Origin of the sequence: Capnocytophaga sputigena (assembly GCF_900446695.1) — a bacterium.
GTDB lineage: Bacteria > Bacteroidota > Bacteroidia > Flavobacteriales > Flavobacteriaceae > Capnocytophaga > Capnocytophaga sputigena.
On the sequence record NZ_UAVP01000009.1, the window covers coordinates 176,958 to 188,949 of the forward strand.

The following is an 11,992-nucleotide window of genomic DNA, read 5'->3' on the forward strand; positions in this document are numbered from 1 at the left end:
TAATAATTTAAGAGGTTGTTTTTTATTTACCTAAAAAGCCATTTACAAAATCTTGTGGGTACTCAATAACGCTAATAAGTAAATAAGCAACAAAGAGCCCCATAGTTATATGAAAACTTCGCTTTAATACTGATTTTTCCATAGAGTATAGTTTTAAAATTTGTTACAGAAATGGTTTATAATTATATGTTAGTGTGTTAGGTAGTAGATAAATTCTCCTGTAGCTTTTCCAAATTTATAGATAAAGAAAGCTGATAAACAAACGGCGGCAAGGCTTAACCATTTGTTTTTTAATATAAAGAGATGGGCATTGTAAAGTTTTTGTGTAAACTTATCCATAATCCAAGTGATTTATAAATTACTTAGTGAGGTTTCCTATAAATTGCCCCAAAGCATAGAAAGCATTATAGAAAAAAAACCACATTAGGACAGCTATAAATACTGTTTTAGTTATGTTTATATTTTTTGGTTTCATATTATAAAGGTATTAATAATTCGCAACAAAGATAGAAATTCTTTTTTTACGAAGCAAGAAAAACTCGATATTTTTTTCAGAATGAGATAGCTATACAACACAAATGAGATGAGAAAGCTACTTATCTTTTGTTTTTAGAGTCATTGTAAAAATTAAAAAATACAACAAAATTTAGCTTTGGGTATTATTTTCTTTCCTTTTAGTATCGAAATACAATTTTGAGAAAAGAATAACGAATAAGACTCCTGATAAAATGGGAGCAATTTTTCCTTGATTGTAAAGGTATTCTATAACAGCATAAATGGTATTGCCCAAAGCGAGCAACAGCATTGTGATAATGAGAATTGGTTTTTGGGGATTCATAGGGGTAAAAAAGTTTGTGATGTACAAATGTTATTCTTGTTGTCTTTCTTTTTGTAAAACAAAACCTATAGAAATAGCTGAAAGCAAACATACCAATGCTGTAAGGCTATTGCTTAATACATCTCTACCATTTAAATTTGCAAAACATAGAAAGGCTATTTCTACAAAAAATCCGATGGTTGCTAACACAAATAAGACGCTTTTTACATCCTTTCTTAAAAAAGGTTTCATAATAAATAAGGTATTAAGATTAAAAATTGAGATTGAAGTGAGTTAACGCTTTTCTCTATTGCCGACAAAATAGCCAATAACAAAAATATTACCAACTAACACTGTGTATGACAATGCTATTAACCATTTATTGAGTTGGTATTCAGCAAAAACATTCATATAAATAGGAATAAATGATATAATGGCTATAGTGAGCAATATATAATGTATGGATTTTTTCATATTATGAAGGTTTTAAAATTTCGCTACAAAATTTAGTTTGGGTACTATTACTAAAACTATTTAATTTTCTTAACAAGAAGATAAACAAAGTAGTAGAAACATATAGTGCTTAAAATTAGCAAAATGTTACCAATAGCACTATACTCTCTATAATCTATTTTGATGATTATTCCTGCTAAAGCAGTAAGGGTACTTAGTATAAGAGGAAAGAATAACTTCATAACAGATTAGGTTTAAAATTTCGCTACAAAGTTAGTAATTAGTTTTTTACAAAGCAAGAAAAAAAGGATATTTAACATTTTATCCGCGGTAGGACAGACTTCTTTTTATTTGTTTTTTACAATATAATCCTGAAACATTGGATAAAAATTTTCTTCAAAATATTTTCTTTCTTCTACGGTTAAGGATGTTAAAATTTCTTCGTTAATACAATTGTAAATATTGTAATAAACAGCCGTTTTTTCTTTCCATCCTGTTTTAAACGAAGGGGTATAAAAAACTTCTATGACACTCTGTTTCTTGATTTTATCCTTTAATGCTGCTAATGAAAAAAGGTCGACTTGTTGTTCACTTATCAAAAGCTGGTTGTCATTCTCTTTTAGGATTTCACCCATATCGCTTTTGATAGTTTTTTCGTCTGTGAGCAAAGCGTTTGGCAAAGAATGATTGATGTAATTAATTATTGAAGAATCGCCATATTTATAGGCATTTTTAATGAAAAAATGAGGTTTATATAAGAAAAGTTGGTATAAATATACATTATAATCTTCTAAATAATGACCTAATGAATCATCTTTAAAAATATGATTCAAAATATCATATAAAATAGCTTCATCTTTCTGTTCAATGCGAACTAACAATAGTTTTATGAAAAAAACTTGAGCATATTCTTCTTTTTCAAAATCTTGTTCTTTTAAAAAATTGAAAAACTCCAAGCGAAAATCCTTTTTTTGAAAAGTATCTAATTTTAAATCTTCAATATAGGTGCCTTTGTATTTGTATTGTTTTAACTCAATGTTCTTTATGAATGATTCTGAAGTATTTACCCCTTCAATAAGAGTTGAATTACTTATACTATTCTTTGGGGTATTATCGCCTTTCCCCATTGTACATTTTAAAGCAAGAGATAAAATGATGAAAATAGATATTTTGTAATAAATCATACATTCTGTTTTTTATGAAGAAGCTGTTCAATAAAATAAAAGTTCCCGAAAATTAGTAATTTGTGTTTGAGAAAAAAGAATAAAGTATTTTCCTAACATCCTCACTTACAATTAATTTTATTTTGTAAAAACTTGATAGGTAACGAATTAGCTACGGAACTTAATTCACCTCTTTGCGTTTATTTCTGTGATTAACTCACGGTGCGAAGGTACAAATATTTTTTCAATTGGCAAAAAAAAACTAATTTTGCGGTCGCTACCGCACTCACATCACGGAGGTTTATAGAAATCTCCGTGTGAGTGCAGAGGCGTCCACAAAATAGCGCGGATTTGCCTATCCAAAAAGTCTTACTACTTGAACAATTCTCTTACATACTTGTTGTATTTTTCTTTGAGCTTATCAATAAAAGTAATGTCTTTATCTCTCATTTAGCCTTATGAAAAGTGTGATAGTAATTATCCATATCTATTGATAAAAAAACTTGAAACAAACTGATTTTCAACAGCTTGCAATTTCAACTGAAATATTTTGTCATTTTTTTCATATCTTATCAATCATTTTTTCTTATTTTTGCCAACAAATTGTTATATCACAATGTCAAGAATAAATCTTAGTTTCTTCAAAATATGTTTGTTTTTTCTTACCATAGCCTCCTACGGACAAGAGGTAGCACCCTCTATAATGATAAAAGCTCGTGTAAAAGATAACAAGATTCTATTGCGATGGGCGGTTACTACTCCTATTGAATGGCAAAAAACAAATAGCAAAGGTTTTAGACTAAACAAAATACTCATCAAGAAAAATGGTGTACTAATTGAAGATGCTCCCAAGCAAAGTATTGCAATACTAAAACCATTACCTTTAGAACAGTGGATGGAGGTTGTTCAGAAAGATAGCTATGCTGTCATCATTGCACAATCTCTTTATGGGGAATCGTTTGAAGTAGAAGAAAACAAGAGCAATGAACTCTCTCGCATAATGAATATAGCAGAGGAACTCTCACAGCGACATACTTTTGCACTTTTTGCTGCTGATATGTCTTTTTCGGGAGCTAAAATGGCAGGATGGGGCTATGAAGATACTGAGGTTAAGCCAGATGAGAGCTATATCTACCAAGTAGAAGCCATTGATATGCCAGAGGTTGCATCAGCAGCAACAATGATTGGCTTAAGTGATAGAGAACCATTGTCTACTATTACCGATTTTTATGCACTTCCAGCTGATAAAAAAGTACTTTTTAGCTGGGGAATAGAATGGCTTAAAAATACTTACACTTCCTATAATATTGAATGCTCTACTGATGGAAAGACCTTCTCTTCTGTTACTGAAACCCCAATTGTAGATCTTAATTCTGATGCACAGCACAACAGTAAGCAGCAGTTCTTTACAGCTCCTTTAGAGAACAATGAGCAAACTTATTACTTTCGCATTTATGGTATTGATGCTTTTGGAGAGAAAGGACCTCCCAGCAAAGCTATTACTGTAAAAGGAATACCTGTAGCACAAGCAACTCCAAAAATATTGGATTATCACTTCTTAAAAGGTGATAAGGTGAGTATTGAATGGGAATATCCCAAAGAAGAAGAGAAAAATTGCACTCATTTTGAACTTTTACATAGTGAAAACGACAAAAGCTACCGCACAGTGGTGCTTAAAATAGCTATAAACACAAGAAAGTTGACTTATAAGAACCTAAAACCATCAAATTACTTTAAAATATCAGCTGTAGATAAACAAGGGAAGTCACATCTATCTCAAAGTGTACTCGTTCAGCCCTCTGACACTATTCCTCCTAAAAAACCTACAGGATTAGAGGGCAAGATAGATAGTTTGGGGTATGTAGTTCTCAAATGGAAAGCCAATACTGAGGCCGACTTAGCAGGTTATCGCCTACTGCGTGCCAACACTAAAAATGAGGAGTTTACAGATGTTTTTAACGATTTAATACTTACGAATGAAGCACGTGATACAGTGAGCTTTTCTATATCAAATCCCAAGGTGTATTACCGCGTATTGGCAGAAGACCGCCGCTATAACCGCTCTGATATCTCGGATATATTAGAGATTGTAAAACCAGACAAAAATCCACCTACTGCCCCTATTTTTAAGAACTACGAAATGACTGATAAAGGGGTAAAACTCTTTTGGGTAAACAGCTCTAATGAAGATGTTAAGCAACATCTACTACTGCGCAAAGATAAAGATGGGACTTGGAAAATCCTTAAAACTTTTACCAAACCGACCACTGAATTTACTGATGAGACAGCTGAAAATGGGCAAACCTATCAATATCTTATCCAAGCTGAAGACCTATCTGGGCTAAAGTCAACAACAGAATTTTCAATGCTCACACTTACAGTAGTGAAATCTACCACTATAAAAGCCCTCAGAAGCGCAGAAGCTCTTGCTGATAGGAGTGATAAACACATTACTTTGGTATGGAAATATGAACCTTCACATAAGATAACCGAGCTGCACATCTATAAGAACAAAAAAGGTGCAAAACCCTCTTTATGGAAAGTTCTCAGTGGCGCAACTACCTCTGTAATTGATAAAGACATAGCCCCTAATAATGACTATGAGTATATTTTGATGCCTTCTATTAGTGGACAATTCCCTGTAAAAAGCGAAAAAGTAAGTGTTAAATACTAAAATTACCCACATTACACAATTATTAATATTTGATTTTCAGATACATACAACTGTAAAAGAAATTTATATACAATATTTGTTGTGAAAATAGTAATTATTTCAAGAATATTTCATACCTTTGCGACATTAATAACTTACAAATAATTTATAGAGATGAAAAAGATGATTTTAATGTCAGTAATGACAATGTTTTTAAGCGCATTTATGGTAGCTGCCTGTGGTAGTAAGGATAAAAATGACCCTACGCCACAACAAAACGAGATGGAGAAGAAATTGATTGGGAAGTGGACTGTTGCAAAAGCTATATTAGACAAAAATGGTAACAAAATTGTAATTGTAGAATTTGGGAGTTTATGAAAAACAATAGTGGTCTAATTAAATTTTACAAAGGCGAAAAATGCAATAGAAATCAGAAAGAAGATGAGATATCAATTAATTTCAATTGGAGATTTGATGAGGTTTTTTTCTATGTAAAAATTCTTATTGAAGATAGAGCAGAAAAAAGGTCAAAATAACTATAATAAATGAAAATAGATTTAAATTAGAAAATATAAATGGATATAAAACTATCTATTTTTATGATAGAGTAAAACAATAAATATGGGTAGATTTAGTAATTCTTAAAATATATGAAAAAGTATCAGAACCTAATACTCATTATGAGTCTGCTTTTTATTATTCATTTAAATGCTCAAGAATATGTATTAAAAATTAATTACTTCAAATTTGATGTAGAAAGAGAATATATTCTATGTGGAGATAATAACAAAATGGAATTAAAGGTGATTCTTAAGAATGGAGAGGAACATCTTATAAGGGAAAATGGAGGGTATAATTTTTCTGAAAAAAATATAGAAAAGAAATATAGTAGTCCTATAGGTTCTATTTATTTTTATTCATTTACTCATCAGGAAGCATGGGCTGATTTCTTTTCTTGTAATGGTTATTCTACAGGAATAAAACACTCTGAACCTATCAGAAATATTTGTAAAAATGATATTATTAGAAGGGAGAGTTCTAAAGGAACCATAAAAAATACTGTTGTTATTAACTACGAAACTTATCCAATAATAAAATTTGATAGTTTTCAAGAAAATACTATTGGTTATGATACTCAGTGTAGTATTAAGTTAGAAAAAAGTTCTACTCATTTCCCAGAAGATACATATCGGTATGAATATGCTATAATGGAGAACATTCCATCAGAAAGAGATTGGACAGAGAAAAATCTACCTAACACTTTTAAAAGCACGGCTTTTCCCAGTATAAAACTAAGTGATTTTTTACCTAAAACTGTCATTGGAAATTATATATGGTTTAGGGCAAAATCTGCTTGTGGAGGTACTTATCGCTCGAATCCTATAAGATTCAAAATATTAGCTTCTACTCCTGATGTAATTTCGCAAGGAACTATCAGTACAAAATGTCCAGGGGGTTCTATTGACTACCCTTTACAATTCAACAGGGGATTAAAATCAGGGGAAAAACTTGAAGTTACTATTAAATATCCTGATGGAAGAACAAAGTCTATCCCTAATAAGGATGAAAAGGAATTCAAATTAGATGCTAATAATGTGTATATTTTCAAAGGCTTAAGAAAGGGTATACACTCAATTACAATATCTGGAGAGGGAGACGTCTATTCTTCTTATGCTTTTAGGGATCACCCTTTTGTACTTAATGTACAAGATCCTGATCAATTGAACTTTATAGATTGGGCTAGAATTGACCCTAGTTGCTACAAAGGAAATGATGGTTATATCATCATAGGAGCCTCAGGAGGCACAGGAAATAAACAAATAAAAGTAAACAATGATTCTTGGGTTCCTTTTAATGAAGATGATCACCATAGTTTAAAGAACCTAACTGCTGGAGAATATAAAATTAGAGTTAAAGATGTCAACGAATGCAATGGTAAACTATACTCAGAAGATAGTGAAGTCCTGACCATTACCCTTTCTAATCCTCCACAACCTCAAGCCGTTTTAGACACACGAAAAACACAACAACCCACCTATCATAGTGCTAAAAATGGTAAGATTGTAGTAGAGTTAGCGGGAGGAACTCCTTTAAATAGAATTATACTCTGGAAATATAAAACTATCTGGAAAAATGCACAAAATCAAATAATTAAAAATGCTTATTCCACATTAGAAAATGGCAGAGATTATGCTGTTTTAGAGAACATTTCTGCAGGTACTTACCATCTATTAGTTACTGATAAACACAACTGTACTATCACTAATACAACTATCTCCTTGGGACAACCTGATCCTCTTAAGGCCGAAATCCAGCTCGTTCAACCTATCTCTTGTAACTCTACAAACCAATTTGGCAACGAAACTGACAGTAATGTAGACAATATCCGCGATGAAGCTCAGGATGGCATTCTTTATGTAAAGGCTACAGGAGGTGTACCTTTTAAAATAGGGTTACCCTACAAATATACTTGGAAAAAGAAAGATCACAATGACGTTTGGAGGGTTTATACTGATGTCAATACCTCTACTATCAAAAAGCTTTCTGAAGGAGAGTATGCTGTAAATATTGAAGATGCTAATGGTATTGTGATAGGTAGGTATGAGAACAACATGCTTAAAGAAAAACAAGATGTAACCTACTATCTTCGTCAGCCTGAACGTCTCACATTGACTATTGATAAACAAGATGCCACTTGCAAAGGTAATGATGGCAAGGCAATAGCACGCCCTTCGGGTGGTACTCCTCCTTACTTTTATGATTGGTCTAACGGAGCTAAAGGTTCAAACCTACAAACCATAGAGAACCTACAAGCTACTGCCTATTTGGTAATAGTTACCGATGCCAAACGCTGCCAAGTGCAAGGGAGTATAAATATAGCGCAGCCTAATAAAGCCTCTATCACAGAGACCATCACTCCGCTTATTTGCCACAATGGCAGCAATGCTACCATAGAAACTACCATCACAGGAGGAACACCGCCTTACACTTACCATTGGAATACAGGAGCGACTACTCCAAATATTAGTGGACTTACACACGGTACTTATGAGCTTACCGTTACCGATGCACAGGGCTGTAACTACCAAAAGAGTTTTAACGTCACAAACCCAGAAGCATTTACCATCAACTTAGGAGGCAACCGAACCCTTTGCAAGGGGCAAAGACTCTCTTTAAACATTAAAATTGATGACAATGCTGCTCAATACCGCTGGTATCACAATAATACTTTAATAAGCAATACTCCAGAGCTTCTTATCACTGAGGGTGGTAGCTATCGCGTAGAAGTAACTACCTCCAAAGGTTGTACCGCTACTGATGAAATCACCGTTACAATGGCTGATATGGATATTGCCTCTGAATTTTTCCTATCTACACAAGCATACGTTGGAGAAGAAGTAGTATTGGTTAATGTCAGCAAACCCAAAGGTGAGACCACCCAGTGGCTCGTTCCAGAGGGAGTGGAAATAAAAGCTCAAAATGACGACTATATCACCGTTGTCTTCCCTAAGGTAGGTGAGTATAACCTTGGTATCAGACAGACCCAGAAAGACTGCTTTGCCAACTTCTACAAAAAAATCATTGTAGAAGAGGGTGATGGACAAAGTAGAGAACACAATCCTAACCAGAGTTTTGTTCGTGAGTTTGTCATTACTCCTAATCCTAATGATGGTAACTTCACTGTACGAGTAAAGTTAGAGAAAGAAAGCACTGTAAAATTACGCCTTTACAATATGGCGGGGCAACTAATCAAGCAGCAGAGTAGCCAGAAATCAAAAGAACATACTATAAACTTCCAAGAGAAATTAGCAGGAGGTACTTATATCATTGTAGTGGAAACCACTTACCAACGAATGAGCAAAAAGTTAATCATCAACTAAGCAAAATTTCTATGATAACATACTTAAAAAGACTTCATCTAATATCCATAGTAATCTTATTATTATGGATAGTTTGCTTATCGTGTTATAAAGAGAGTGAAATACCACCTTTAACACCTCAATTCTCTTATACTTTTAAGAATAATGATGAGTCTGTACCTGTGTATCTTCAATTTACTAACAAAACAGAAGGCGGCGAACATTTTTTATGGGAATTTGAAGGGGGACAACCTGCAACCTCTAAGTTGCGTACTCCTCCTGAAATTTTTTACAGTAAACACGGTGCTTACACCATAAAGCTCACTGCCACCAACCAGTTAGGAGAACAAACTACCACTGAGCAGCAAATACAAATCAAAGATGCCATTGGTATCAGTTTTAGCAAGACAGTGATTGATAGCCATTATCCGCCTGTAACAGCTGAATTTTCAAACAATACCACTGGTGAGGGCCTAACCTATCAATGGACTTTTAATGGTGGAACCCCCTCTTCTTTTGAGGGAAAGATACCTCCTAAAATTACATTTACAGAACCTGGAATTCATACAGTTACCCTTACGGTATATAATGGTTTTGAAACCTTGACTAAAACAGATACCATTGAAGTGCTTCCTTATGTAGCACCTTCTTTTAGCTGGGAGGTAGCTCACGAGGATTACGATTACCAAGCATCTGTAAAAATCACCTTGAGTAATACCACCCAAAGTGCCATTGCTTACCAGTGGATTTTTGAAGGAGGCTCTCCTGAAACTTCAACTGCGACAACCCCTACAGTTACCTTTAACAATGCAGGTACTTTTAAAATAAGCCTGACTGCTTCTAATGGCAAAATGAGTAAAAAGCTTGAGAAGACAATCACTATTTACCCTAATACAGGTATTTATCACCTAAAAGACATCAAATTAGGTATTAACTACAGTCATAACACACAACATATCCCAGCTTTTTACAGCACCTTATTGCGCCGAGGTTTTCTCTCCTCAGAGGTAACCGCTGCGGTAGCTCCATTCATTGACATTGTCTTCTTTGGGCAAAGCAATACGTTTTCTTATAATAAATTTATCTCCCCTACTGAAAGTGTTTCCTATGCTTTTAACCCTATTACTGGAGCTAAAAACACAGTGTTTATAAACACCCAAGAGCTGTTCTCTGAAACCGATTTTGACACAATGCAAAACGACATACCACTGCAATCATTAAGTATTACCCACTCTCCAATAGGGGCACAGCCCTTTAACAGCTCACTGCCGCGTATTGTCTTATTCAAAACCGCTGACAACCGCAAAGGAGCTATTAAGATAAAACAATTCGTAGATGAGGGCACTGAGAAATCCTATATTCTGTGTGATATTAAAGTACAAAAAAAGCAATGAAGCAGTGGATATATTACATCATACTCTTATTTTCTATCTTAAATGCCTATGCACAGGAGTTGGATTTAGAGAATATCGCCAAAGACCGCAAATTCCGTGTCTCTGGGGGGGTCAATGCTGATACTATGTATTTTCACACAAGTTCAGAACAGAACCCTAACCCCTTCACTTATATGCTTACAGGCACGCTGAATTTCAGCTTTATGACCTTCTCAATGCCCCTGAGCTACTCCATTACCAATCAGGGCGATGCTTTTACGTATAAAGTGCCTTTTGACTTTAACCGCCTATCAATTGCACCTAAATACAAATGGGTAAAACTCTACATCGGCGATCATTCCCTTTCCTATTCGCCCTATACCTTGGGTGGGCATCCTTTCCGCGGGGGTGGGATAGAGCTTACGCCCCCAGGGCTTTTTAAATTCTACGCGATGGGTGGTCGATTACTCAAAGCCGTAGAAGCTGATTCCACCACAGGACAAATCCCTGTGTATCGCCGCTGGGGAGGGGGCGGAAAAATACGCTTTGAACAGGAAAAATACAAGATAGAGACCATTGGATTCTATGCCAAAGACGAAGCTTCTTCACTGAAAAATCCTACTACCCTACTTCCAAAATCCAATATCGTTACCAGTATCAAATTCGAGGCACAGCTCATCACCAACCTCTCTTGGGAGATAGAATATGCCTTCTCTTGGCTCAAAGACCACATCCCTGCACAGGTAAGCGACAGCATCGCCGCCACAGCCTCGCAAAGCCTCAATAAAGCCCTGAATGTACGACTCAATTACCAGATTGGCAAAACAGCCTTGGGCATTGTCTACGAGAATGTAGACCCTACTTATCAAACCCTTGGGGCTATGTACTTCAACAACGATTTAGAGAACATCGGCTTTACCTTTGCACGCCCTTTCTTTGGCGATCGCCTTACGGTGGCTTCTCAAATAGGTTACCAACGCGATAACCTCAAAGAGCAGAAAAACCAAACCTCTGTACGCTTGGTAGGGAATGTTAATGCTACCTTTAAAGCTTCTGAACAGCTTACATTTAGCGGCTCTTACTCTAATTTTTCCACTACTACCAATCGCCGCCTCAATCAATTTGATTACATCAACCACCCCAATATGAACCCCGCCGATACGCTAAGTTACCGACAGCTCTCACAGATGGGTAACCTCAATGCCAACTACATCTTTGGCAAGGAAAACAATCAGAATATCAACCTAAATTATTCTATTGCAGGGCAGGCAAATGAGCAAGGGGGCATTATTCGTAAAGGACAGGCGAACACAGTACAAAATGTTAACCTCAGCCATAGTATTGCCTTTCCGATTGCTATAACACTGAACACTTCTGTGAACTATACCCGTAATGACGCTGGTGCTCTTCATAGTAATATTTATGGTAGCTCAGTGGCTATCGCTAAAAAGTTTTTTGAAGATAAACTCAGCAGTAGCCTTGGTGGTTTATACAACCAAACCGAAGATAATAACAAAAACAATCGTGTATGGGGTATCAAATGTAATGCTGGTTATACCTTACTTGAAAAACACAATTTTTCCCTCTATGCCGTGCAAATGTGGCGCGATACAAGCCAAGGGAACAATAGAGATCTCACCCTAAATTTCAATTATAGCTACAATTTCTAATCG

10 protein-coding genes are annotated in these 11,992 nt (G+C 35.0%); 5 read left to right on the forward strand and 5 right to left on the reverse strand.

Annotation, left to right across the window (positions count from 1 at the left end; genetic code table 11):
* Positions 1 to 189: 189 nt before the first annotated feature.
* The 5 genes from DR017_RS14120 to DR017_RS11010 form a co-directional block, all read right to left on the reverse strand.
* On the reverse strand, positions 190 to 339 hold the full coding sequence (locus tag DR017_RS14120; protein WP_002678617.1) for a hypothetical protein: 150 nt from the start codon (positions 337 to 339) through the stop codon (positions 190 to 192).
* A gap of 307 nt (positions 340 to 646) precedes the next feature.
* The gene (locus DR017_RS10995) at positions 647 to 838 is read right to left on the reverse strand and encodes a hypothetical protein (RefSeq protein ID WP_100066525.1); all 192 of its coding nucleotides are present in this window, start codon (positions 836 to 838) and stop codon (positions 647 to 649) included.
* 30 nt (positions 839 to 868) lie between these two features.
* Positions 869 to 1,069: a hypothetical protein gene (locus DR017_RS14070; protein WP_095909120.1), complete on the reverse strand. Its 201-nt coding sequence runs from the start codon at positions 1,067 to 1,069 to the stop codon at positions 869 to 871.
* A 42-nt stretch (positions 1,070 to 1,111) separates the two neighbouring features.
* Positions 1,112 to 1,291, reverse strand: a complete 180-nt coding sequence (locus DR017_RS11005) for a hypothetical protein (protein WP_002678314.1) — start codon at positions 1,289 to 1,291, stop codon at positions 1,112 to 1,114.
* Positions 1,292 to 1,617: 326 nt separating this feature from the next.
* Positions 1,618 to 2,454 carry a hypothetical protein gene (locus tag DR017_RS11010; protein WP_002678518.1) on the reverse strand — a complete coding sequence of 279 codons (837 nt, stop codon included), beginning with the start codon at positions 2,452 to 2,454 and terminating at the stop codon, positions 1,618 to 1,620.
* A gap of 595 nt (positions 2,455 to 3,049) precedes the next feature.
* On the opposite strand from DR017_RS11010, the gene DR017_RS11015 reads away from it, so the two are divergent.
* The 5 genes from DR017_RS11015 to DR017_RS11035 all read left to right on the forward strand — a co-directional run bounded on the left by DR017_RS11015 (position 3,050) and on the right by DR017_RS11035 (position 11,989).
* Positions 3,050 to 5,107 (forward strand): hypothetical protein, encoded by a 2,058-nt coding sequence (locus DR017_RS11015; RefSeq protein WP_002678626.1) that lies wholly within the window; start codon positions 3,050 to 3,052, stop codon positions 5,105 to 5,107.
* A gap of 153 nt (positions 5,108 to 5,260) precedes the next feature.
* A complete protein-coding gene (locus DR017_RS11020) occupies positions 5,261 to 5,464 on the forward strand; it encodes a hypothetical protein (protein ID WP_040360899.1) in 204 nt (67 codons plus the stop codon).
* 272 nt (positions 5,465 to 5,736) lie between these two features.
* A complete protein-coding gene (locus DR017_RS11025; protein ID WP_002678633.1) occupies positions 5,737 to 8,967 on the forward strand; it encodes a T9SS type A sorting domain-containing protein in 3,231 nt (1,076 codons plus the stop codon).
* A gap of 11 nt (positions 8,968 to 8,978) precedes the next feature.
* A complete protein-coding gene (locus tag DR017_RS11030; RefSeq protein ID WP_002678504.1) occupies positions 8,979 to 10,340 on the forward strand; it encodes a PKD domain-containing protein in 1,362 nt (453 codons plus the stop codon).
* Positions 10,337 to 11,989 carry a hypothetical protein gene (locus DR017_RS11035; RefSeq protein ID WP_002678306.1) on the forward strand — a complete coding sequence of 551 codons (1,653 nt, stop codon included), beginning with the start codon at positions 10,337 to 10,339 and terminating at the stop codon, positions 11,987 to 11,989. Before DR017_RS11030 ends, DR017_RS11035 begins: the two co-directional genes overlap by 4 nt.
* Positions 11,990 to 11,992: the final 3 nt, after the last annotated feature.